Below are 24,638 nucleotides of genomic sequence, written 5' to 3' on the forward strand. Positions count from 1 at the left end.
ATCGGTTCAAATGTGGGAGCTGGCTTGCCTGCGATAGCGGTGGGTCAGCCACATCTCTTTCAACTGACAGACTGCTATCGCAGGCAAGCCAGCTCCCACATTTAGATCTCAGTTAGATTTCAGTTGTCAGTTGGAGCGCTGCAAATTTCTGCAGCTCTGGGTAGAACAACCGAAAATCCTCGCTCAGCGGCTCATACAACACCCGCAACTCCTGCATCGCATGCCCCAGCTCCTGTGGCTGGGTGAGCCGCCGCGAAATCCCGCGCAGCACCTGCTCCATCACCGCAAACTCGCGATATGAACCCAGCCAATCATCCGCCGCCATATAGGGTGCAATCTGCGCCAGCCGCCCCGGCAACTGCGGCTCGGCCGCCAGCACGCGGTACACCTGCGCGGTGAAGCGCTCCAGCGGTTGGTCGGCGTACAGCGCCCAATCCCGCGCCAGGCAGTGGTCGAAAAACACATCGAGGACAATCCCGGCGTAGCGCTTGCGGGTCAGGCTGAAGCGTGACAACGCCTCACCCACCAGCGGGTGGCTGTCGGTAAAGCGGTCGATCGAGCGGTGCAGCTGAATCGCCAACTCGATTTGCGGGCTGAACTGGCCTTGCAGGCGGCCTTTTACAAAGTCGCCATACAGGCTGCCGAGCAATTGAGCAGGAAGTTGGCCGCCCAGGTGCAGATGTGCGAGATAATTCATGCCGCGCAGTCTACCACTGCCGCTTACGTATCGTTATAACCCGATATACCGAAATAGCCTGAACTCAGATCAAAATCATATTGGTATATCGGGATATACCGATTTAAAGTTCGCCTCATCGCGATATAACGCTGTACGAAACCGAGCAACCGCCATGTCCATTGACCTCGACGAAATAATAAAAGCCCTGGCACACCCAGTACGACGAGACATCCTCACCTGGCTGAAAGACCCGAAGGTGCAGTTCCCCGAGCAGGTGCACAACCACGAATACGGCATTTGTGCCGGGCAGATCGACCAGCGTTGCGGCTTGTCCCAGTCGACCGTTTCGGCGCACCTGGCCACCCTGCAACGCGCCGGGTTGATCAGCAGCCAGAAGGCCGGGCAGTGGCACTTTTTCAAACGCAACGAGGCAACCATCCAGGCCTTCCTCGCAGCGCTCATCACCGAACTCAGCGCTGACGAAAACGCAGCGCTGTAACAAGGAAATACCCATGCCCCTCTCGCTACTCATACTGGCCCTCAGCGCCTTTGCCATCGGCACCACCGAGTTCGTCATCATGGGCTTGCTGCCCGATGTGGCGGCGGACTTGGGCGTGTCGATCCCCGGCGCCGGCTGGCTGGTGACCGGCTACGCCCTGGGCGTGGCCATCGGCGCGCCGTTCATGGCACTGGCCACCGCCAGGCTGCCACGCAAGGCCGCGCTGGTAGCGTTGATGGGCATCTTTATTGTCGGCAACCTGCTCTGCGCCCTGGCCAGTGACTACAACGTGCTGATGTTTGCCCGTGTGGTCACCGCGCTGTGCCACGGTGCGTTCTTCGGCATTGGTTCGGTGGTGGCGGCCAACCTGGTGCCGGCCAACAAACGGGCTTCGGCCGTGGCCTTGATGTTCACCGGTTTGACCCTGGCCAACGTGCTCGGCGTACCGCTGGGCACCGCGCTGGGCCAGGCCACCGGCTGGCGCTCGACGTTCTTTGCCGTCACGGTGATCGGCGTGATCGCGCTGATCGGCCTGATCCGCTTTCTGCCCGCCAAGCGTGACGAAGAAAAACTCGACATGCGCGCCGAACTCAAAGCCCTCAAAGGCGCGGGTATCTGGTTGTCGCTGACCATGACTGCATTGTTCTCCGCGTCCATGTTCACCCTCTTTACTTACGTCGCACCGCTGCTCGGCGACGTCACTGGTGTGTCGCCCAAAGGCGTGACCTGGACCCTGCTGCTGATCGGCCTGGGCCTGACCGTCGGCAACATCATCGGCGGCAAGCTGGCGGATAAACGCCTGGCGGCCACCCTGATCGGCGTGTTTATCAGCATGGCGGTGGTGTCCACGGTGCTGACCTGGACCAGCGTCGCGGTGATCCCGACGGAAATCACCCTGTTCCTGTGGGCCACCGCCTCGTTTGCCGCCGTACCGGCGCTGCAGATCAACGTGGTGACCTTTGGCAAGGCCGCTCCGAACCTGGTGTCCACCTTGAATATCGGCGCCTTCAACATCGGCAACGCCCTCGGCGCCTGGGTCGGCGGCAGCGTGATTGCCCACGGTTTCGGCCTGACCAGCGTGCCTTTGGCGGCAGCGGCCCTGGCGATCCTGGCCCTGCTGGTCACCCTGATTACTTTCCGTCAGAGCGGCGATGCCGACCTGGCCCCTGCGACCAACTGATCAATCCACTTAAAGAGAAGGGTGTTTTCCCATGACGACTATTTTCGATCCGATCAAACTGGGCGACCTGGAATTGTCCAACCGCATCATCATGGCGCCGCTGACCCGCTGCCGCGCCGATGAAGGCCGCGTACCCAATGCGCTGATGGCCGAGTACTACGTGCAACGCGCTTCCGCCGGGCTGATCCTCAGCGAAGCCACCTCCGTGACGCCGCTGGGCGTGGGCTACCCGGACACGCCGGGCATCTGGTCCAACGACCAGGTGCGCGGCTGGGCCAATGTCACCAAGGCGATACACGGCGCGGGCGGCAAGATCTTCCTGCAACTGTGGCATGTGGGCCGTATCTCCCATGAGTCGTACCTGAACGGCGAAACCCCGGTGGCACCCAGCGCCATCCAGCCTAAAGGCCACGTCAGCCTAGTTCGCCCACTGGCCGACTACCCGACGCCGCGCGCACTGGAAACCGCTGAAATCGCCGACATCGTCGACGCTTACCGCGTCGGTGCCGAGAACGCCAAGGCGGCAGGCTTTGACGGCGTGGAGATCCACGGCGCCAACGGCTACCTGCTCGACCAGTTCCTGCAAAGCAGCACCAACCAGCGCACCGACACCTACGGCGGCTCCCTGGAAAACCGCGCACGCCTGCTGCTGGAAGTGACCGACGCCGCCATCGAAGTCTGGGGCGCCGGCCGTGTAGGTGTGCACCTGGCACCACGCGCCGACTCCCATGACATGGGCGACGATAACTTGGCGGAAACCTTCACCTACGTCGCCAGCGAGCTGGGCAAGCGTGGCATCGCGTTTATCTGCTCCCGTGAAAAAGAAGCCGGCGACAGCCTCGGCCCACAGCTGAAAAAAGCGTTCGGCGGCGCGTACATCGCCAACGAACGCTTCACCAAAGACAGCGCCAACGCCTGGCTGGCGGCCGGCAAGGCCGATGCGGTGGCCTTCGGCGTGCCGTTCATTGCCAACCCGGACCTGCCGGCGCGTTTGAAGGCCGATGCGCCGTTGAACGAACCGCACCCGGAAACCTTCTACGCCAAGGGCCCGGTTGGTTACATCGACTACCCGACGCTGGCGCTGTAATCGCCTGAAACGCAAAAAGCCCCGGCTGGCAACAACCGGGGCTTTTTTACACCTGCCTGAAAAACGCCGCAGATCTACTGTGGGAGCGGGCTTGCTCGCGAAAGCGGTGGGTCAGTCAAAGATGTATCAACTGGCAGCACGCCTTCGCGAGCAAGCCCGCTCCCACATTTGATCGTTCCCGCACCCTGGACGCTCTGCGTCTGCCCCTGGTTCGCACAGAGGCTTGGAAACACTCCTTCACAGCCTTGCAACAAAATCGCTACAAAATACTTAGGCGGCTACCTATCAACCGCCCGCCAGCCCGTATATAAAGTCACCCCACAAATCCTGCGAAGGGACGATTGACTGTCTCTGGACTTTACTGTTGACACAACTGGATGCAATTACGCATTTTGTCTTAATTGCGCAGGCTGGGGCTCAAGCGCAGCATGTCCAGCCCTGCGTCCACCCAGCGTTCAGCGTCCTGATGCAGTTGGAAGCTGTCGGGTACCAACAGCCACTGGCCAATCAAGCCGTGGATATAGGCATGAATGCACACCGCGCCCCGCGTGGTATCGAGGTTTTCCGGAAGTTGCCCGCGATGGACCGCGTTGCGCAGTGTCAGGCCGATGCGCAGGTTGCATTCCAGGCTGTGGGTCTGGCGTTGGCGCCGCATGTCGCACATTTCATCGGTGAACTCGCACTTATGAAACAGGATTTCGTTGATGCGCCGGGTTTTCGGGTCCAGGGCCACTTGATGATAAAGATGGATCAACAGCTTGCGCATACAACCCAGCGGGTCGACTTCATCCTCGCTTTCACTGGCCCGGGCCAGTTCGTCCAGGGGTTCGTGCAGCGTGTCGAGCAGTGCCTGGAGCAAATCGGACTTGTTACTGAAATGCCAATAGATAGCCCCGCGCGTCACCCCGGCCAACGCGGCGATGTCCGCCAGCGTGGTGCGGGCCACTCCGCGTTGATAAAAGGCTTGCTCGGCGGCGTCGAGAATCTGGCTGCGCGTTTCCTGAGCTTCCTCTTTGGTGCGACGAACCATGGCAGTAAAACCTCAATCAGGACACTGTGGATGGTGCTTGAGCATCATCTGAATAATTGTGGGACGACGTCGTCTTGGGCGCCGAACGTACTAAAATCGAGGCTTTGGCGGATGCTTTGTCAACAATCCGCGAAACCTGTCAAGAGTTTACAAACAACCGTGAACGTAAGTATATTGCGTAGCAAGCTACTTATCCACTCACGGCTTGTTTTTTACCCTTCCACACTTCTTGTGCGCACTCTGCGCGCCTGACCCGAGGATCTTCATGCAACTTAAGCCAGCTGTTACCGCTCTGGTCACTGCCGTCGCCCTGGCATCGCTGCTCAGCGGATGTAAAAAGGAAGAAGCGGCTCCGCCCGCTCAAACCCCTCAGGTCGGCGTGGTCACCATTCAACCGCAAGCCTTCACCCTGACGTCCGAATTGCCAGGCCGCACCACCGCCTACCGCATCGCGGAAGTTCGTCCCCAGGTGAACGGCATCATTCTCAAGCGCCTGTTCAAGGAAGGCGGCGACGTGAAGGAAGGGCAACAGCTCTACCAGATCGACCCGTCGGTGTATGACGCCACCCTCAAAAGCGCACAAGCGAAACTGACCCAGACCAAGTCCATCACCGACCGCTACAAGCAACTTGTCGATGAGCAAGCCGTCAGCCGTCAGGAATACGACACCGCCGTGGCCAACCGCATGACGTCTGAAGCCGACGTGCAAACCGCCCAGATCAACGTGCGCTACACCAAAGTGTTCGCGCCGATCTCCGGGCGTATTGGTCGTTCTTCGGTCACCGAAGGCGCGCTGGTCAGCAATGGCCAGGCCGATGCCATGGCCGTGATTCAGCAACTGGACCCGATCTACGTCGACGTCACCCAGTCGTCGGCAGAAATGCTGAAACTGCGCCGCGACCTGGAAAGCGGCCAGCTGGAGAAAGCCGGCGAAAACGCGGCCAAGGTCAAGCTGACCCTGGAAGACGGCAGTGACTATGGCCAGGTCGGCAAGCTGGAGTTCTCCGAAGTGTCGGTCGACCAGACGACTGGCTCCGTGACCCTGCGCGCCGTATTCCCCAACCCTGACCACACCCTGCTGCCGGGCATGTTCGTACACGCCCAACTGCAAGCGGGTGTGAACAGCAAGGCCATCCTGGCACCGCAGCAAGGCGTAACCCGTGACCTGAAGGGCACGCCAACGGCGCTTATCGTCAACGCCGACAACAAGGTCGAGCAGCGCGAACTGGTAGCCAACCGTACGTACGGCGCCTACTGGCTGGTGGAAAAAGGCCTGAACGCCGGCGACCGTGTGATCACGGAAGGCTTGCAATACGTCAAGCCGGGCGTGGAGGTCAAAGTCAAGCCGGCCGACAACGCCAAGCCTGCTGACGCTGGCAGTGCTGCTGCTCCTGCTGCCGCTGCTGGCAAAGGGGAGTAATCCATGTCGAAATTTTTTATCGACCGTCCCATTTTCGCCTGGGTTATCGCCCTGGTGATCATGCTGGTCGGGGCACTTTCGATCATGAAGTTGCCCATCAACCAATACCCGGCCATCGCGCCGACCGCCATCGACATCCAGGTGACCTACCCAGGCGCGTCCGCACAAACCGTGCAGGACACCGTGGTGCAGGTGATCGAGCAACAGCTCAACGGTATCGACAACCTGCGTTATGTTTCCTCGGACAGTAACTCCGACGGCAGCATGACCATCACCGTGACGTTCAACCAGGGTACCAACCCGGATATCGCCCAGGTTCAGGTGCAGAACAAGCTGAACCTGGCGACCCCACTGCTGCCGCAAGAAGTGCAGCAGCAGGGTATCCGCGTGACCAAGTCGGTGAAGAACTTCCTGATGGTGATCGGTCTGGTGTCCGAAGACGGCAGCATGACCAAGGACGACCTGTCCAACTACATCGTGTCCAACATCCAGGACCCGATTTCCCGTACGGCGGGTGTTGGTGACTTCCAGGTGTTCGGTTCGCAGTACGCCATGCGTATCTGGCTGGACCCGGCCAAGCTGAACAACTACCAGCTCACGCCGGTGGATGTCAGCACCGCGATCTCCGCGCAGAACGTACAGGTCGCTACCGGCCAACTGGGCGGCCTGCCTGCCCTGCCCGGCACGCAGCTGAACGCCACCATCATTGGCAAGACCCGCCTGCAGACAGCTGAGCAGTTCGGCAACATTCTGATGAAGGTCAATACCGACGGCTCACAAGTGCGCCTCAAAGATGTCGCCCGTATTGAGCTTGGTGGTCAGAACTACAGCATCGCTGCGCAGTTCAACGGCAAGCCGGCTTCCGGTATGGCGATCAAGCTGGCTTCGGGCGCCAACGCCCTGGACACCGGCAAGGCCATCCGCGCCACCGTGGCGTCGCTCGAACCGTTCTTCCCGCCGGGCATGAAGGCGGTGGTGCCGTATGACACCACCCCAGTCGTTACCGAATCGATCTCCGGGGTAGTCGACACCCTGGTCGAAGCGATCGTGCTGGTGTTCCTGGTGATGTTCCTGTTCCTGCAGAACTTCCGCGCCACCATCATCACCACCATGACCGTACCGGTCGTACTGTTGGGTACCTTCGGGATCCTGGCGGCGTTCGGTTTCACCATCAACACCCTGACCATGTTCGGCATGATCCTGGCCATCGGCCTGCTGGTGGACGATGCCATCGTGGTGGTGGAAAACGTCGAACGGGTAATGGCTGAGGAACACTTGTCGCCCAAAGAGGCGACAGTCAAGTCCATGGGCCAGATCCAGGGCGCCCTGGTGGGTATTGCCCTGGTACTCTCGGCGGTTCTGTTGCCGATGGCGTTCTTCGGTGGTTCCACCGGTGTGATTTACAAACAGTTCTCCATCACCATCGTTTCGGCCATGGCGTTGTCGGTACTGGTTGCGCTGATCTTCACCCCGGCGTTGTGCGCCACCATGCTCAAGCCGATCGATCCGGAAAAGCACGGCCAACCCAAGCGTGGTTTCTTCGGCTGGTTCAACCGCACCTTCGACCGTGGCGTACTGAGCTACGAGCGCGGCGTGGGCAACATGATCAGGCACAAGATTCCTGCGTTCCTGGTGTACGCGCTGATCTTCGCCGGCATGATCTGGCTGTTCATGCGCATTCCTGCGGCGTTCCTGCCCGATGAAGACCAGGGCGTGATCTTTGCCCAGGTGCAGACGCCGGTCGGTTCCACGGCTGAGCGTACGCAAAAAGTCATCGACGACATGCGTGCGTATCTACTCAACGACAAGGAAGGCGAACCGGGCGAAGGCAAAGGCGTGAAATCGGTGTTTACCGTAAACGGCTTCAACTTCGCCGGTCGTGGCCAAAGCTCGGGCCTGGCATTTGTGATGCTCAAGCCGTGGGGCGAACGTGACGCCTCCAACTCGGTGTTTGAGATCGCCAAGCGCGCCCAGGGCTACTTCATGCAGACCTTCAAGGACGCCATGGTATTTGCCATCGTGCCGCCGTCTGTACTGGAACTGGGTAACGCCACCGGCTTCGACGTGTTCCTGCAAGACCAGGGCGGTGTCGGCCACGATAAATTGATGGCGGCGCGTAACCAGTTCCTCGGTATGGCAGCACAGAGCAAGATTCTGGCAGGCGTGCGCCCCAACGGCGTGAACGATGAGCCGCAGTACGAACTCACCGTCGACGACGAGAAGGCCAGCGCCCAGGGCATCACCCTGTCGAACATCAACCAGACCCTGGCGATTGCCTTGGGTGGCAGCTACGTCAACGACTTCATCGACCGCGGTCGGGTGAAGAAGGTGTATGTGCAAGGGGACGCCGCCAGCCGCATGTCGCCTGAAGACCTGGACAAATGGTACGTGCGCAGCGACTCCGGGAAGATGGTGCCGTTGTCCTCCATCGCATCGGGCAAGTGGATTTACGGTTCGCCGAAACTGTCGCGCTACAACGGTGTAGCGGCGATGGAAATCCTCGGCACCCCGGCGCCGGGCTACAGTACCGGTGACGCCATGACCGAAGTCGAGCGGATTGCCAAGCAACTGCCGGCAGGTATCGGCTATGCATGGACTGGCCTGTCGTATGAAGAGCGTCTGTCCGGCTCCCAGGCGCCAGCGCTGTACGCCTTGTCGCTGCTGGTGGTGTTCCTCTGCCTCGCGGCACTGTATGAAAGCTGGTCGATCCCGATCGCGGTCATCCTGGTAGTGCCCCTGGGGGTTGTGGGCGCATTGATGGCGACCAGCTTGCGCGGGTTGTCCAACGACGTGTTCTTCCAGGTGGGCCTGTTGGTGACGGTGGGCTTGGCGGCGAAAAACGCCATCCTGATCGTGGAGTTTGCCAAAGAGCTCCACGAACAAGGCAAAGGCATCGTCGAGGCGGCTATCGAAGCGTCCCGCATGCGTCTGCGGCCGATCATCATGACCTCCATGGCGTTCGTCCTCGGCGTATTGCCACTGGCAATCTCCACCGGCGCGGGCTCAGGTAGCCAGCACGCAATCGGTACCGGCGTAATTGGCGGTATGATCACAGCGACGGTCCTGGCGATCTTCTGGGTACCCCTGTTCTTCGCGACCGTTTCGGCTGCGGGCGAACGCAAAAAGAAAGACACTACTGAAACTCCTAAAGAGGCTGGCCAATGAGCAAGTCGCTACTTTCCTTAGCCGTCACCGCATTCGTGCTCAGTGGCTGCTCGCTGATCCCTGACTACCAGCGCCCTGAAGCGCCGGTAGCAGCCCAGTTCCCGCAGGGGCCGGCGTACTCGTCGGCCCAGGCGCCGGGCCAGGCCGCTGCCGAGCAAGGCTGGAAGCAGTTTTTCCATGACCCTGCCCTGCAACAGTTGATCCAGACCGCGCTGGTGAACAACCGTGACCTGCGTGTCGCGGCGCTGAACATCGACGCCTATGCGGCGCAGTACCAGATCCAGCGTGCCGACCTGTTCCCGGCGGTTTCGGCCACCGGCAGCGGCAGCCGCCAGCGCACCCCGGCCAAGCTGTCGCAGTCCGGCGAAGCCGGCATCACCAGCCAATATTCGGCTGGCCTGGGCATCAGCTCGTATGAGCTGGACCTGTTCGGTCGCGTGCGCAGCCTCAGTGAAGAAGCCCTGCAAAAGTACTTCGCCACTGAAGAAGCGCGGCGCAGCACCCAGATCAGCCTGGTGGCCAATGTGGCGAATGCCTACCTGACCTGGCAGGCCGACAAGGAACTGCTCAAGCTGACCCAGGACACCCTCGGCGCGTTCGAGCAGAGCTTCAAGCTGACCTCGCGCAGCAACGAAGTCGGCGTGGCCTCGGCCCTCGACTTGAGCCAGGCACGCACCTCGGTGGAAAACGCCCGGGTGCAACTGGCACGTTATACGCGCCAGGTGGCCCAGGACGAAAACAGCCTGACCCTGCTGCTGGGCACCGGCCTGCCGGCCAATATCGCCAGCAAGCCACTGTCGGATGACCTGCTCAGCGAAGTGCCGGCCGGGTTGCCATCCGACCTGCTGCAACGTCGCCCTGACATTGTGCAGGCCGAGTACAACCTCAAAGCCGCCAACGCCAACATCGGCGCGGCCCGTGCTGCGTTCTTCCCGAGCATCAGCCTGACCGCCAGCGCCGGTACCGCAAGCCCTACCCTGGGTGGCCTGTTCAAAGGCGGTTCGGGCACCTGGTCGTTTGCCCCGCAGATCAACATCCCGATCTTCAACGCCGGTAGCCTGCGCGCAAGCCTGGACTACTCGAAGATCCAGAAAGAGATCAACGTGGCCAACTACGAGAAGGCGATCCAGACCGGCTTCCAGGAAGTCTCCGACGGCCTTGCCGCCCGTGAGACCTACAAGCAGCAGCTGGACGCCCAACGTGGCTTCGTCGCGGCCAACCAGGATTACTACCGCCTGGCCGAGCGTCGCTACCGCATTGGTGTCGACAGCAACCTGACCTTCCTCGATGCCCAGCGCCAACTGTTCAGTGCCCAGCAATCGCTGATCACCGACCGCCTGGCGCAGCTCAACAGCGAGGTCAACCTGTACAAGGCCCTCGGCGGTGGCTGGAACGAGCAGACGGCCAAGAACGAGCCGTTGAAAGAAGAAGCACCGGCGCTGAAGTTGTTCTAACAGCAGTGCACTGAACAAAAACCGCTTCCCTCACCGGAAGCGGTTTTTTTATGCCCGCCAACTTGCGTTCGATCATCGCCCACAACCCGCTCTCCCCCACTTCACCGCCCCCGTACCGCCCCGCACCATGGCCCGCACCTGCATAACCCCAATAACAACAGGTCCAACACCATGAGCACGTTCCGCCCGCGCCAGCTATTGCTGGCAACCGCAGTCGCCAGCCTTGCCCTGCCCGTCGTCGCCGAAGAACACGGTTTTCTCGAAGACGCCAGCGCCAACCTCAACCTGCGCAATTTCTTCTTCAACCGCAATTACACCAACCCGACCAAAAGCCAGGGCGGCGCGCAGGAGTGGACGCAAAGTTTCATCCTCGACGCCAAGTCCGGCTTCACTCAGGGCACGGTGGGTTTCGGTATGGATGTGCTGGGCATGTACTCACAAAAGCTCGATGGCGGGCGCGGCACCGGTGGCACCCAGCTGTTGCCGCTGGATCGCGACGGCCGCCCGGCGGACAACTTCGGGCGTCTTGGGGTCGCGTTCAAGGCGCGGATCTCCAAGACCGAAGTCAAGGTCGGCGAATGGATGCCGGTGCTGCCGATTTTGCGCTCGGACGACGGCCGCTCCCTGCCGCAAACCCTGCGTGGCGGGCAGATCACCTCCAGGGAAATCGACGGACTGACCCTCTACGGCGGCCAGTTCCGCGCCAACAGCCCGCGCGACGACAGCAGCATGACCGACATGTCGATGGTCGGTAAAACCGCCTTCACCTCCGACCGCTTCAACTTCCAGGGCGGTGAATACGCCTTCAACGACAAACACACCCAAATTGGCGTATGGAATGCCCAACTCAAGGACATTTACAGCCAGCAATACATCAACCTGACCCACAGCCAAGCTGTGGGCAGCTGGACCCTGGGCGCCAACCTCGGGTTCTTCTACGGCAAGGACGACGGCAGTGCCCGCGCAGGCGAGCTGGACAACAAGACCTGGTCCGGCTTGTTCTCCGCCCGTTACGGCGGCAACACCTTCTACGTCGGCCTGCAAAAACTCACCGGCAACAGTGCCTGGATGCGCGTCAACGGCACCAGCGGCGGCACCCTGGCCAACGACAGCTATAACTCCAGCTACGACAACGCCCAGGAAAAATCCTGGCAAGTGCGCCACGACTACAACTTCGCCGCGTTCGGCATACCGGGCCTGACCTTGATGAACCGTTATATCAGCGGTAGCAACGTGCATACCGGCACCATCACCGACGGCAAGGAATGGGGGCGCGAGAGTGAGGTGGGCTACACGGTGCAGAGCGGCACCTTCAGGGACCTGAATATGCGGTGGCGTAACTCCACCCTGCGTCGGGACTACAGCAACAATGAATTTGATGAGAACCGGTTGATTGTCAGTTACCCGATCAGCTTGCTGTAGGCCCTCAATGACCTGGGAGGCCCCTGCTTGCGCCACCCTGGGAGGCGCACGTGACGACCACTGTGCGCCGCATCAACATTGCTGACAAACGCTGTCTGAATACTCTCATAACCCGGAAATATTTTTTCTCAGAAGATGAAGGAACCGTTACCTGCTGATTGGCGACTGAGTGGGACCTTGATCTTCGAATAAGCGCAGACTTGGAACAACGACCGAATCGAAACTGGCAGGTATCATCCAAATGAGTTCAGTAACCTCTCCAATATCTCCCCCAATAGCACCTGTGCCCCCCTCGCCCCAGGAGAACTCGCCTGCGCCCAGCGGTGGCAGTTGGGTCCGTCCCAGGACACAGATGCTGGTAGATGAAAAAGACCTGAGTGTCAGCCAGGAAATTCTGGAATCCCATAAGGACCCCAAAAACCTGAGGCACGTAGGTACGACCCTGACACTCAAAACGGGGGACTCATCGGACCGCATCCATGTCAGCCAACGACCGGACGGCCAACTGAGCGTAAGCGTCAACGACAGGACTTATACCTTCAATGGTCCCTCCCCTCAATCGACCTCGTCGCCAGACAAAAACGCCCCTCCCCCCCCATTCTTTGCCCTGATCATTCAATCCGGTGGAGGCAATGACAACATAACCCTGGATCCCAATGTCACTGTCAACGCGACGATCGAAGCAGGTGACGGTGACGACACCGTTCAAGCCGGGGGAGGACGTACCGCAGTTTATGGCGAACGCGGAGACGATACTATTCGCCTTGGCAGCGGTATCGGCTATGCCGAAGGCAATGAGGGTGACGACACGATAATGGGCGGCAGCGGTGACTCGGTGATGTACGGAAACGCCGGGAAGGACAGGATGTATGCTGGCGCAGGGTCTGCCCAGAAATTCAGTCACCTGGACGGTGGTGATGGCGACGACGAATTGTACGCTGGCAATGGCCATACTGTGATCAACGCAGGCCTGGGTGACGACCTGGTAGTCGCTCACGACGACAGCACAATCTACACGGGGAAAGGGCTCGATACCGTATGGGCCAATAACACCAAAGCACGCATTTATGCGCAAAGCGGGGATCGCCTGATAGGCGCAGAAAAATCAAGCATCACACAGGTAATGCCGAACGATGCCGGTCGCAAAGCGTTTGATATCAAGGGGCCGGACGACTTCAAACAACGGGTCGAAGATGACCTGGAACTGCTTCGCGCCTCCCCCACAGGGAAGAAGATGCTTGAAGAGATGGACAAAGCGGCTGAGCGAAACGGAGCCCCTGTCACTATCGAACCAGGGCCTTTTAATCGATACGTATTCGGTTCCAAGGATTTGCAGCAACTCAGCCCGGAGGAGGAACGCAAGATCGGCCTGGATGACCCGAGACGTGGCGCCTTGAAAGACGGGGTAGCTGGCGCGCGCGCGGACCAAGGCAGGATTTATTACATACCTACTTCTATTATGGACGAACTGGGTACGACGTCTCCCATTGTCCAGTTCTACCATGAGATGTCGCATGCCTGGAATGGTGCAAACGGTACGTTCTTAAGCGGTTCCAAAGGCCCCGAATCCGACCGTCAAATAAATGCTGAACTGCAGGCTATAGGCCTGCCTACTGATACGCCACCTTTTGACTACGATAACGATCCCTCGACCCCGCCAACCGTAACAAATCCATCTCCGCTCAATGAGAACTCACTGAGAAAAGAAATGGGTAGGCCGCTGCGAACCGAATACTTCTAAGACTTGAGAGCGAAGTCGCAGTAGCCGTTGAGGTATGCATTTTTTCAAATACAAATGTACTGTATCGTGCACCGCCTGCTGCTGGTTCACCCAGCAGCAGCTTTCATTTGGGCCAGTGCACACCATGAAATTTTACGCCATCGCAATTGCCCTGGCGCTGACCCTCAGCGGGTGCATAAGCGCCCCCATCGCCCTGACAACCCAGACTGCACAGCGCTTGCAAACCCAGGCGCCGATCCGTTTTCTGCTGACGTTCGACGATGGCCCCAGCGCCTCGGGCTACAACAACCCGAGCCGTTCAGTGATTGCCGACCTTGCACATAACCCGGTGCTGCCAGGTATCAAGGCGGTGTTTTTCCTGCAGACCGAAGCGTCCCGTTCCGGTGGCAGCCCGCGGGGTCGCAAGACCATGCAGCGTGAATTTGCCGCCGGGCATGTGCTGGCCTTTCACACGGCCACGGCGTTTCACACCAACCACCGTTGGCTCAGTGATGCCGAACTGGAAAGCACCCTGACTGAAGGCTCAGCCCACATTGCGGCAATCACTGGCGCGCCACCTGTGCTGGTACGCCCGCCGTTCTGGAACTATGACAAGCGCACCTTCACCGCCTACCAGCGCCACGGCATGCAGGTATTGCTCACTGACCTGAGCGCCAACGACGGCAAGATCTGGGGCTTCAATGCCAGCCCACGTCGGCGGGCGAATTTGTATCGGCAACTGTCGGTGGTGCGCGAGCGCATTGCCTTGGGCGAACTGCCCACAGTCGACGGCGTGATACCGGTGGTGGTGACCTTCCACGATATCAACCGTTACACCGCGCGACACCTGCAGGAATACTTGCAGATCCTGATGGACAGCGCGCAGATCAACGGCATGAAGGTCGCTGCCGAACCGTTCTACACCGACCACGCCACGCTGGAACGCGCAGCCTTGGCACGTACGGTGAAGGATGTGAATGAAGCCGTGCATTTGCCGGGGGTGTGGAACTGGATATGGGATGCGGATTCCCACTGACGATTGGAATCGCACACTTACCGCGTTCGCGTTCTTGTCATATATGGAACTGCTCACTGAAGAGACGCCACTGATACAGGTTTGGACAGCCTATGTTTTCAGGAGCCCTCTATAGTGAACACATTACGCCCCGACCAAACCCCACCCGCTTCTAAGTACCCCTCCAGCATTGCCCAGGCGCACACTGGTGAAAATAAAAAGACACCGCCCCTGGCCCTGATCGACGGTAATGTCAAACCTGATACCCCTTACAGCTCCACACCCACCACTCATAAAATCCCGCAAAACCCATCGACCCTCGACTCTTACGCGCTTTTCAAAGACGCCACCATTAACGTGTCTAGAGAGTGCACGGTACGTAAAAGTGAGGTCGGCGCTTATCCCCCTAAACTGGTTAGCGACACATTGACGATAAAAACCGGCGACGGTGATGACATTGTGCATGTCAGTAAAGGCGAAAATGGGCATCTGCGTATCACCCTCAACGATAGTACCTACGACGTAAAACTTGCCCCCAAGCAAACACTGAACATACAAACGGAAGGCGGTACTGACTGCATAAAAGTAGACGCCGATGTCGATACCGAAATCCAGATAGAAGGCGGCAGCGGGGATGATCATATTTGGGCTGGCAGTGGCCGTACAAGAGTATTCGGAGGCGCCGGCGGCGATCACATTTATCTTGGCGCCGGCACCAGTTATGCCGAGGGCGGTGACGGTAACGACTGGATTCAAGCCGGCAAAGGACGAGCAGTCCTATACGGCAACAACGGCGATGATGTGATTCAAGGCTACGTTGGCCCTGGGGGCAAACCCGCCTATATGGACGGTGGCAGCGGGAGGGATCAACTTCGCGGAGGTACCAGCCACACCGTCATGAACGGCGGCTTGGACGATGACAAATTAAGCAGCGTCGGACGCGGCACCTTCTACACAGGAAAGGGCCACGATACGATTATATCCACCTATGACAGCGATCTTATCTACGCCAAAAAAGATGACTCTATAGAAAAAACTACCGCCGCAAAACTCACACTGATCTCACCCAGCGACGCCGGAAAAAAAGCGTTCTCTCTTGAAGGTTCTGCGGAGTTTAAACAACGGATCAACGATGATCTGGAGATGCTCAGAGGCTCCCCTGCGGGTCAGGAAATGCTAAGCGAGTTGGACAGGATGACCAAACGCAACGGGTTTCCTCTGAGAGTACTGGAGGTTCAAGCCGAGAACGTCAACTTCTACACGGGTCATAACGACTACTATGACAACCTGATAAATACCGGACAAAAACTACCGGTCGGAGAAGATCCAAAGTTGGGCGCCCTCCTAAACGGTCAGCGGGGCGACATCATGAACAGTGGCGACGTATTCAGCAATCGCTCCTACGTGCTTGAAGGCCAGGTCAATAGATCGCCCCTTAGTGCCTTTTACCATGAACTGTCACACGCGTATAACTTTGGTAACGGTACTGTTTTTCCTGGAAGAACCCATCATGAACTCAACCTCGAACGCCAAGCCGTCGGGGTGGAAACCGATGCCGATGAGTTTGACTTTGATGATGACCCGCTGACGCCTCCCACCAACACTAACCCCTATCCGTTCAATGAAAACGCACTTCATGCAGAAATGGGTGAGCCGCTACGTGACAAATACCGAGGCTGAGCGGATGACGCAAGCAAACTTGGCGGTAATCAAGTTTGTTCGCGCGACTCCACGCCGAGCTCATCCCACACCGACTCGGCCAGGTGAAACGTCGCATTGGCCGCCGGTATCCCGCAGTAGATCGCGCTCTGCATCAGCACTTCCTTGATCTCGGCGCGGGTCACGCCGTTGCTGGCGGCGGCGCGCAGGTGCAGCTTCAACTCTTCACTGCGGTTCATGCCGATCAACATGGCGATGGTGATCAGGCTGCGGGTATGCCGCGGCAGGCCGGGGCGGGTCCAGATATCACCCCAGGCGTGGCGGGTGATCATTTCCTGGAACTCGCTGTTGAACTCGGTCAGGGCATTGAGGCTGCGCTCGACATGCGCGTCGCCCAGCACTTCGCGGCGCACTTGCAGGCCATCGGCGTAACGTTGTTTCTCGTCCACAAAAACTCCTTAAACAGTTGATAGAAGCCCGAACACGTGTGGCGAGCAGGCTTGCCACAGGTTTAATCAGCCAACAGGAACGCCAGCACGCGCTCGCTGAACGCCGCGCCAGCTTGTACGTTAGAAAGATGCGCCGCGTAGAACTCGGCGTACTCGGCGCCCTTGACCTGGTTCTGGATAAAGCGGCTGCCGGCCGGCGGCGTGACGGCATCTTCGGTGCCGGCAATCGCCAGGGTCGGCACTTTGATCCTGGACAGTTGCTCGCGCAAATCCGCATCACGTACGGCTGCGCAGTTGGCGGCATAACCTTGAGGCGACGTGGCGGCGAGCATGTCAGTGATTTGCTGGGCCTGGTGCGGGTTGGCGGCGGCGAAATCGGCGGTAAACCAGCGTGCAATCGACGCATCGCGCAGCGCAACCATGGCTGCCGCGCCGTCGCGCAGCACCCTCTCGATACGTGGGTTCCAGATGTCCGGCGTGCCGATCCTGGCGGCGGTGTTACACACCACCAGGCGTAGCAGACGATCACCTGCGTGAATACCCAGCCACTGGCCGATCAGGCCACCCATCGACAGCCCGCAAAAATGCGCGCGTTGGATATCCAGCGCGTCCAGCAGCGCGATCACGTCATGACCCAGTTGCTCAACGCTGTACGGGCCCTCGGTGACCAGGGATTTGCCATGCCCACGGGTATCGAAACGCAGCACGCGAAAGTGCTTGATGAAGGCCGGGATCTGGATGTCCCACATATGCAGGTCGGTGCCCAACGAGTTGGACAACACCAGCACCGGCGCGCCCTCAGGCCCGTCCAGTTGGTAATGCAATGGGCCATCGGCCAGTTGTACAAAAGCCACAGCGGTCTCCTTATGCGGTCAATGCAAAATGGTCGGTTACGGCGCGGGTGACCCAGGTGTGGGCCTGGCCCAGGTAATGGGCCGGATCGAGCAGGCGGTCCAGCTCCGCCGCCGACAACTCGGCGGTGACCTGCGCTTGATCCGCCAGCACTGCGCGCAGATGGCGCCGTTCGGCGACGGCGCGTTTACAGCATTGCTCCAAAAGATGGTGAGCGGTCTCACGGCCCAGGCGTTGGGCAAGCACGATGCTCACGGCTTCGGCCAGCACCAGGCCCTGGGTCAGGTCAAGGTTGTGCGCCATGCGCTCGGGGTCGACCTCCAAGCCTTGGCTCAGCAGCAGCGCCTGTTTCAAGGCCCCCGACACCAGCCGGCAAATCTCCGGCAGGGTTTCCCACTCGGCGTGCCACAGGCCCAGGCTGCGCTCATGCTCTTGGGGCATGGCGCTGAACATCGTCGCCACCAGCCCCGGCACACGGGTGGCCGCGCTGATCAACACGGCGGCGCCCACCGGGTTACGCTTGTGCGGCATGGTCGACGAGCCGCCTTTGCCCGGCGCCGACGGTTCGAACACCTCCGCCGCTTCGGTCTGCATCAACAGGCTGAGGTCGCGCCCCAGTTTGCCGAGGCTGCCGGCGATCAGGCCGAGCACGCCCGCAAACTCCACCAGTCGATCACGTTGGGTGTGCCAGGGTTGCTCGGGCAGGCCCAATTGCAACTCAGACGCCAAGGCCTGTGCTACCGGCATGGCGTGCTCACCGAGTGCCGCCAGGGTGCCGGACGCGCCGCCGAACTGCAGCACCAGCAAGCGCGGCTTCAGCTCGGCCAGGCGTTGGCGACTGCGCGTGACCGCGCCCAGCCAACCGGCGATTTTCATTCCGAGGGTGACCGGCGTGGCATGCTGCAACCAGGTTCGCCCAGCCAGGGGCACGTCGGCATAACGCTGGGCCTGCACAGCAAGCACCTCGCCCAATTGCGCCAGGTCCGCTTCGATCAGCGCCAACGCCTGGCGCAGTTGCAACACCAGCCCGGTGTCCATCACATCCTGGCTGGTCGCGCCCAGGTGCACGTAACGCTCGGCGCCGGCATCTTCAGCGGCAATCAACTTGCCCAAGGCCTTCACCAGTGGAATCGCCGAATTCCCCGCCGAGGCAATCGCCTCACCGAGGGCGTCCACCTCGTAAAGCGACGCCAGGCACGCCTGGGCAATCGGCGCGACGGCGGCTTGCGGAATCAACCCGACCCGGGCCTCGGCCCGGGCCAGCGCCGCTTCGAAATCCAGCATGCCCTGCAAACGTCCCTGGTCGCAGAACACTTCGGCCATGCTGTCAGCGGTGAAGTAAGCGTCGAACAGTTGATTGCTCGTGCGCAGTGTCATAACTCATCCCTAGAGGTCGTGATGTAGATAAGCCGCCTGTTTGGGCAGACGCAGGCTGAACAGGAAAGCGACCGCCATCATCGCGGTGACGTACCAGTAAAAGGTATTTTCCATGCCGATGGATTTCAGGCTCAGCGCGACAACTTCAGCCGAACCGCCAAAAATCGCATTCGCCACCGCATAGGCCAGGCCCACACCCAGCGCGCGCACCTGTGGCGGGAACATCTCGGCTTTGACCAGGCCGCTGATCGAGGTGTAGAAGCTGACGATCGCCAACGCCAGGGTAATCAGCACAAAGGCCAGGAACGGGCTGGTGACGGTTTTCAAGGTCAGCAGGATCGGCACGGTGAACAGCGTGCCCAGGCCAGCGAACCAGAGCATCGAATTACGTCGACCAATCTTGTCCGCCAACATGCCGAACAGCGGCTGCATGCACATGTACAGGAACAGCGCGCCGGTCATGATGTAGCTTGACGTCTTGGCGTGCATGCCCACGGTGTTCACCAGGTATTTCTGCATGTACGTGGTGAAGGTGTAGAAAATCAGCGAGCCACCGGCGGTGTAGCCCAACACGGTGATGAAGGCCCCGGTGTGGTTGCGAAACAATGCAGCAATGCTGCCGGCGTCTTTGTCTTCGCGCATTTCTTTGCTGGTGGTTTCTTTCAAGGTGCGACGCAACATCAGCGAGATCACCGCCGCAATGGCACCAATCACAAACGGAATCCGCCAGCCCCAGGCACGCAGCTCTTCCTCGGTGAGGATCTGTTGCAGGATCACCACCACCAGCACCGCCAGCAATTGGCCGCCGATCAGGGTCACGTATTGGAACGATGCAAAAAAACCACGCTGGCCCTTCAACGCGACTTCACTCATGTAAGTCGCGGTAGTGCCGTACTCGCCGCCTACCGACAGGCCCTGAAACAGCCGTGCTATCAAGAGAAAAATCGGCGCCCAAATGCCAATGTCCTTGTAGGTGGGCAAAAAGGCGATCACCAGGGAGCCTGCGCACATCATCAGCACCGAGATCATCATCGAGTTCTTGCGGCCGTGTTTGTCGGCCACACGGCCAAACAGCCAGCCACCGATAGGTCGCATCAGGAACCCGGCGGCGAACACTCCGGCGGTGTTGACCAACTGGACGGTGGGGTTGTCTGACGGAAAAAACGCCGGGGCAAAATAGATCGCGCAGAAGGCATAGACGTAGAAGTCGAACCATTCGACCAGGTTGCCGGAGGAGGCCCCGACAATCGCAAAAATCCGTTTGCTGCGTTCTTCTCCGGTGTAGTGACTCGTTGTTGTTGTCATGTTTTTTTACTCAGTGGGAACGGTTATAGCCTAGACATACTTTGCAACAACCATGTTCCGCAAGCAGACTTTTGCATAGGTGCGGCCTTGAGGGCGCCATCGCAGGCAAGCCAGCTCCCACCTTTGAACCTGTTCACAGATCAAAATGTGGGAGCCGGGCTTGCCCGCGATGGCGCCCGCCAGCTCAACTCAATAATCGAAGAACACCGTCTCCTTGTCTGTGCCCTGCAAAATCACATTCCACTGATGCACACCCTGCGCATCCGGCGTGGCAATCAACGTAGCGCGACGCTCAGCCGGCACACACGCCAGCAGCGGGTCATCGCTATTCAACGCTTCACCGTCGAAATAGATCCGCGTCAGCAGGTGTTTCACCAAGCCACGGGCAAACACCAGCACCACCAGATGCGGCGCCTGGGTCGTGCCTTGCAGGCCTGGCACACTGCCCGGCTTGATGGTGGTAAACCGAAAACGCCCTTCGGCGTCCACCGGCACGCGGCCAAACCCTTCGAAGTTGGGGTCAACGGCCTTGGCCTGCTCGTCTTCCGGGTGGTCGTACTTGCCGGCGGCGTTGGCCTGCCAGACTTCCAGCATGGCGTCGTTGACGACATCACCGTTGCCGTCCACCACTTGCCCGCTGATTGCCACGCGCTCGCCCAGGGTGGCCGGCACGGTCAGGTCTTCGCGGTTCAGCCAGGTCAGGCCGATGTGGTAATACGGCCCAACGGTGTGGGACGTGGTCGCATTGAGGGTCATCTTATTTCTCCATCGGCGTGGCGTCGCGGCCGCGCAAAACGATGTCCCAGCGATAGCCGAGGGCATAGGACGGAATGGTTTTTTCCAGATCAAACCGCGCGATCAGCCGCTGCTTGGCGCTGGTGTCCGGCACGCAGTTGTAGATCGGGTCGTATTCCAGCAACGGGTCGCCGGGGAAATACATCTGCGTGACCAGCCGCGTCAGCACGCTGGGGCCAAACAGCGAGAAGTGGATATGCGCCGGGCGCCACGCGTTGTGGTGGTTGCCCCACGGGTAAGCACCGGGCTTGATGGTCTGGAACTGATACCAGCCGTCGGCGTCGGTGACGGTGCGGCCGGTACCGGTAAAGTTCGGGTCCAGCGGCGCGTCGTGCAGATCGCGTTTGTGGTTGTAGCGACCGGCGGCGTTGGCCTGCCAGATCTCCACCAGAATGCCCGGCACCGGCAGGCCATTTTCATCCAGCACACGGCCGTGGATGATGATGCGCTCGCCCTGGGGCTCGCCTTCGTGCTGGGCGGTGAGGTCGTTGTCCTTCTCGTTGATCCGCTCGGCGCCGATGGTCGGGCCGGTGATTTCCGACAAGGAATGGGGCAGAAACACCAATGGCTGGGACGGCGAACGCAGTTTCGTCGACTGGTAGGCCGGGTGCAGGTAATCAGGTTGGGTGCCCGCTTGCGGGCGCCGGTAACCGGGCTTGTCACTCATGGAGCAATCCTCTCTTATTAGACGCGTTCAATCGCCAGGGCCAGGCCTTGGCCGACGCCCACACACATGGTCGCCAGGCCTTTGCGGCCGCCGGTTTTCTCCAACTGATGCAGTGCCGTCAGCACCAACCGCGCGCCGCTCATGCCCAGCGGGTGGCCGAGGGCGATGGCGCCGCCATTCGGGTTGACCTGCGCGGCATCGTCGGCAATCCCCAGTTCACGCAGCACCGCCAGGCCTTGGCTGGCGAAGGCTTCGTTGAGTTCGATCACGTCAAAGTCGGTGACCGCCAAACCGAGGCGCTCCACCAGTTTGCGCACCGCCGGCACCGGGCCGATGCCCATCACTCGCGGCGCAACCCCGGCGCTGGCCATGCCCAACACGCGGGCGCGGGCGGTGAGGCCGTGCTTTTTGACCGCTTCGGCAGACGCCAGAATCAACGCCGCCGCGCCGTCATTCACGCCCGACGCATTGCCGGCGGTGACGGTTTTATCCGGGCCATTGACCGGCTTGAGTTTGACCAGGGCCTCCAGGGTGGTGTCGCGTGGATGCTCGTCGTGCTCCACCAGGGTTTCGCCTTTTTTATGGGCGACGCGCACCGGCACGATTTCTTCGGCAAAGAACCCTGCGGCTTGTGCGGCAGCGGTGCGTTGCTGGCTGCGCAGGGCGAAGGCGTCCTGATCGGCGCGGGACACGTTGTAGTCGTCGGCGACGTTATCGGCGGTTTGCGGCATCGCATCCACGCCGTATTGGGCCTTCATCAACGGGTTGATAAAGCGCCAGCCGATGGTGGTGTCTTCCAGCTTCATGTTGCGCGAAAACGCCGCGTCAGCCTTGCCCATCACGAACGGCGCACGGGACATCGACTCGACGCCACCGGCAATCGCCAGCTCCATTTCGCCGCTGGCGATGGCGCGGAAGGCGGTGCCGATCGCGTCCATGCCCGAGGCGCACAGGCGGTTGAGGGTCACGCCCGGAATGCTTTGCGGCAAGCCCGCCAACAGCAACGCCATACGCGCGACGTTGCGGTTGTCTTCACCGGCCTGGTTGGCGCAACCAAGGAATACTTCGTCGACCGCGCTCCAGTCCACCGACGGGTTGCGCTCGATCAGCGCCTTGATCGGCAAGGCTGCCAAGTCATCGGCGCGCACCGTGGACAAACCACCGCCGAAACGGCCGATGGGCGTGCGGATGGCATCACAGATAAACACGTCGCGCATCAGGCTTCTCCCGGTGCTTGGCCGTGGGCAGCGGCAGTGCGAGCTTCGAGATCACGCAGGGCGGTCAGCTCAACGTCGGTCGGCTCGGCGGTGGTACTTACGTCGTCAGCAAAACGAATTGCCCAACCAGTGGCCGCCACCACTTGCTCACGGGTGACGCCGGGGTGCAGCGCGGTGACCACGAACTCATGGCTGCCCTCCTCCGGCTCCATGATGCACAGGTCGGTAATAATCCCTACAGGGCCGGCGCCAGGCAGGCCCAGGCGTTTGCGTGAGTCACCGCCTTCGCCGTGGCCGACCGAGGTGATGAAGTCCAGCTTGTCGACAAACGAGCGCGCCGACTGCTTGAGGATGATCAACACGCTCTTGGCGGAACCGGCGATCTCCGGCGCGCCACCGGCACCCGGCAGGCGCACTTTGGGTTGGTGATAGTCGCCCACCACGGTGGTGTTGATATTGCCGAAACGGTCGACCTGGGCGGCGCCGAGAAAGCCGACGTCAATGCGCCCGCCTTGCAGCCAGTAGCGAAAAATCTCACCGGTCGGTACTACCGTGTCGGCGGTTTCCGCCAGTTCGCCGTCACCGATGGACAGCGGCAATACGCTTGGCTTGGCGCCAATCGGGCCGGATTCGTAGATCAGCACCACGTCCGGCGACGAGGTCAGGCGTGCCAGGTTGGCGGCCTTGGAAGGCAAGCCGATGCCGACAAAGCACACCGAGCCGTTCTTGAGGCGGCGCGCGGCGGCGACGGTCATCATTTCATTGGTCGAGTAAGCCATTACTTGGCCTCCTGCGCGTGGGCCAGCTTGGCCTGGAATTCACTGAAGTCAGCGGTGCCGTGGATGTATTCGTCGATCCACGCGGTAAAAGTCCCACGGTCACGGGCGATTGGGTCCCACGCCTGATAGAAACGATTGTCGCGCTCGTTGTAGCCGTGGGCGTAGGACGGGTGTGCGCCACCGGGTACGTGGCACACCGCGGTCAGGGCCCAGGTCGGCAACACGCAACTGTTCATCGGCGCATTCAGGTCATCGACAATTTCTTCGACGGTGACGATGCAACGCTTGGCCGCCAGGGCCGCTTCCTTCTGCACACCGAGAATGCCCCAGAGCAACACGTTGCCCTTGCGGTCGGCCTTTTGTGCGTGGATCACGGTGATGTCCGGGCGCACCGAAGGCACCGCCGCCAGCACTTCGCCGGTGAATGGGCAGGTCACGGTCTTGATCAGCGGGTTGACCTTGGGCAGGTCGGAACCTGCATAGGCGCGCAGCACCGCAAACGGCAGGCCGGAAGCACCGGCGACGTAAGCGTTGGCCAGGTCGGCGTGGCTGTGTTCTTCGATCTCCAGCGGCTGCGGCCATTGTTTTTCGACCGCATCACGCAGGCGATGCAAGGAACCCACGCCCGGGTTGCCGCCCCAGGAGAAAATCAACTTGCGCGCGCAGCCGGCACCGATCAACTGGTCGTAGATCAGGTCAGGCGTCATGCGCACCAGCGTCAGGTCTTTCTTGCCCTGACGAATGATTTCATGACCCGCTGCCGTAGGGATCAGATGGGTGAAGCCTTCGAGGGCGACGGTATCGCCGTCGTTCACGAAGCGCTTGACCGCATCACGCAGGGTGAGAATTTCAGCCATGGGGTTGGGC

Annotated in this window: 21 protein-coding genes; 10 read left to right on the forward strand and 11 right to left on the reverse strand. The window is 60.4% G+C overall.

Going from position 1 to position 24,638, the window contains the following annotated elements; genetic code table 11:
* Window positions 1-112: 112 nt before the first annotated feature.
* Entirely contained in the window at window positions 113-697 is a 585-nt protein-coding gene (locus QF043_RS21635; RefSeq protein ID WP_307420128.1) for an ACP phosphodiesterase, read from the reverse strand.
* A 154-nt stretch (window positions 698-851) separates the two neighbouring features.
* Here QF043_RS21635 and QF043_RS21640 point away from each other — a divergent pair, with 154 nt between their 5' ends.
* The 3 genes from QF043_RS21640 to QF043_RS21650 are packed head-to-tail and all read left to right on the forward strand — an operon-like array spanning window position 852 to window position 3,445.
* Entirely contained in the window at window positions 852-1,178 is a 327-nt protein-coding gene (locus tag QF043_RS21640; RefSeq protein ID WP_017137252.1) for a helix-turn-helix transcriptional regulator, read from the forward strand.
* A gap of 13 nt (window positions 1,179-1,191) precedes the next feature.
* Window positions 1,192-2,358, forward strand: a complete 1,167-nt coding sequence (locus tag QF043_RS21645; RefSeq protein ID WP_099485803.1) for an MFS transporter — start codon at window positions 1,192-1,194, stop codon at window positions 2,356-2,358.
* A 31-nt stretch (window positions 2,359-2,389) separates the two neighbouring features.
* On the forward strand, window positions 2,390-3,445 hold the full coding sequence (locus QF043_RS21650) for an alkene reductase (RefSeq protein ID WP_307420129.1): 1,056 nt from the start codon (window positions 2,390-2,392) through the stop codon (window positions 3,443-3,445).
* A gap of 397 nt (window positions 3,446-3,842) precedes the next feature.
* Here QF043_RS21650 and QF043_RS21655 read toward each other — a convergent pair whose 3' ends face one another.
* A complete protein-coding gene (locus QF043_RS21655; protein WP_056857447.1) occupies window positions 3,843-4,475 on the reverse strand; it encodes a TetR family transcriptional regulator in 633 nt (210 codons plus the stop codon).
* A gap of 265 nt (window positions 4,476-4,740) precedes the next feature.
* On the opposite strand from QF043_RS21655, the gene QF043_RS21660 reads away from it, so the two are divergent.
* The 7 genes from QF043_RS21660 to QF043_RS21690 all read left to right on the forward strand — a co-directional run bounded on the left by QF043_RS21660 (window position 4,741) and on the right by QF043_RS21690 (window position 16,351).
* The gene (locus QF043_RS21660; RefSeq protein ID WP_307420130.1) at window positions 4,741-5,895 is read left to right on the forward strand and encodes an efflux RND transporter periplasmic adaptor subunit; all 1,155 of its coding nucleotides are present in this window, start codon (window positions 4,741-4,743) and stop codon (window positions 5,893-5,895) included.
* 3 nt (window positions 5,896-5,898) lie between these two features.
* Window positions 5,899-9,060, forward strand: a complete 3,162-nt coding sequence (locus QF043_RS21665; protein ID WP_058421735.1) for an efflux RND transporter permease subunit — start codon at window positions 5,899-5,901, stop codon at window positions 9,058-9,060.
* Entirely contained in the window at window positions 9,057-10,514 is a 1,458-nt protein-coding gene (gene adeC, locus QF043_RS21670; protein ID WP_307420131.1) for an AdeC/AdeK/OprM family multidrug efflux complex outer membrane factor, read from the forward strand. The genes QF043_RS21665 and adeC overlap by 4 nt, the downstream gene beginning before the upstream one ends.
* 171 nt (window positions 10,515-10,685) lie before the next feature.
* On the forward strand, window positions 10,686-11,936 hold the full coding sequence (locus tag QF043_RS21675) for an OprD family porin (RefSeq protein ID WP_307420132.1): 1,251 nt from the start codon (window positions 10,686-10,688) through the stop codon (window positions 11,934-11,936).
* 352 nt (window positions 11,937-12,288) lie between these two features.
* Window positions 12,289-13,677, forward strand: a complete 1,389-nt coding sequence (locus QF043_RS21680) for a M91 family zinc metallopeptidase (RefSeq protein ID WP_307420133.1) — start codon at window positions 12,289-12,291, stop codon at window positions 13,675-13,677.
* A 124-nt stretch (window positions 13,678-13,801) separates the two neighbouring features.
* Window positions 13,802-14,692: a polysaccharide deacetylase family protein gene (locus tag QF043_RS21685; protein ID WP_307420134.1), complete on the forward strand. Its 891-nt coding sequence runs from the start codon at window positions 13,802-13,804 to the stop codon at window positions 14,690-14,692.
* A gap of 114 nt (window positions 14,693-14,806) precedes the next feature.
* On the forward strand, window positions 14,807-16,351 hold the full coding sequence (locus tag QF043_RS21690; RefSeq protein WP_307420135.1) for a M91 family zinc metallopeptidase: 1,545 nt from the start codon (window positions 14,807-14,809) through the stop codon (window positions 16,349-16,351).
* 29 nt (window positions 16,352-16,380) lie between these two features.
* Here QF043_RS21690 and pcaC read toward each other — a convergent pair whose 3' ends face one another.
* The 9 genes from pcaC to QF043_RS21735 all read right to left on the reverse strand — a co-directional run bounded on the left by pcaC (window position 16,381) and on the right by QF043_RS21735 (window position 24,628).
* Entirely contained in the window at window positions 16,381-16,779 is a 399-nt protein-coding gene (gene pcaC / locus QF043_RS21695; protein WP_307420137.1) for a 4-carboxymuconolactone decarboxylase, read from the reverse strand.
* Between the two features lie 62 nt (window positions 16,780-16,841).
* Window positions 16,842-17,633, reverse strand: a complete 792-nt coding sequence (gene pcaD / locus QF043_RS21700) for a 3-oxoadipate enol-lactonase (RefSeq protein ID WP_307420138.1) — start codon at window positions 17,631-17,633, stop codon at window positions 16,842-16,844.
* Window positions 17,634-17,643: 10 nt separating this feature from the next.
* Window positions 17,644-19,008: a 3-carboxy-cis,cis-muconate cycloisomerase gene (locus QF043_RS21705; protein ID WP_307420139.1), complete on the reverse strand. Its 1,365-nt coding sequence runs from the start codon at window positions 19,006-19,008 to the stop codon at window positions 17,644-17,646.
* A gap of 9 nt (window positions 19,009-19,017) precedes the next feature.
* The gene (locus tag QF043_RS21710) at window positions 19,018-20,313 is read right to left on the reverse strand and encodes an MFS family transporter (protein WP_307420141.1); all 1,296 of its coding nucleotides are present in this window, start codon (window positions 20,311-20,313) and stop codon (window positions 19,018-19,020) included.
* Window positions 20,314-20,502: 189 nt separating this feature from the next.
* Window positions 20,503-21,069 carry a protocatechuate 3,4-dioxygenase subunit alpha gene (pcaG, locus tag QF043_RS21715; protein ID WP_307420142.1) on the reverse strand — a complete coding sequence of 189 codons (567 nt, stop codon included), beginning with the start codon at window positions 21,067-21,069 and terminating at the stop codon, window positions 20,503-20,505.
* A gap of 1 nt (window position 21,070) precedes the next feature.
* On the reverse strand, window positions 21,071-21,775 hold the full coding sequence (gene pcaH / locus QF043_RS21720; protein WP_307420144.1) for a protocatechuate 3,4-dioxygenase subunit beta: 705 nt from the start codon (window positions 21,773-21,775) through the stop codon (window positions 21,071-21,073).
* A gap of 17 nt (window positions 21,776-21,792) precedes the next feature.
* Complete coding sequence (pcaF, locus tag QF043_RS21725; protein ID WP_307421462.1) at window positions 21,793-22,995, reverse strand: 3-oxoadipyl-CoA thiolase; 1,203 nt, start codon at window positions 22,993-22,995, stop codon at window positions 21,793-21,795.
* Window positions 22,992-23,771 carry a CoA-transferase subunit beta gene (locus tag QF043_RS21730; RefSeq protein ID WP_305458470.1) on the reverse strand — a complete coding sequence of 260 codons (780 nt, stop codon included), beginning with the start codon at window positions 23,769-23,771 and terminating at the stop codon, window positions 22,992-22,994. Before QF043_RS21730 ends, pcaF begins: the two co-directional genes overlap by 4 nt.
* Complete coding sequence (locus tag QF043_RS21735; protein ID WP_017137230.1) at window positions 23,771-24,628, reverse strand: CoA transferase subunit A; 858 nt, start codon at window positions 24,626-24,628, stop codon at window positions 23,771-23,773. The genes QF043_RS21730 and QF043_RS21735 overlap by 1 nt, the downstream gene beginning before the upstream one ends.
* Window positions 24,629-24,638: the final 10 nt, after the last annotated feature.

It is taken from the genome of Pseudomonas sp. W3I7, assembly GCF_030816095.1.
GTDB lineage: Bacteria > Pseudomonadota > Gammaproteobacteria > Pseudomonadales > Pseudomonadaceae > Aquipseudomonas > Aquipseudomonas salomonii.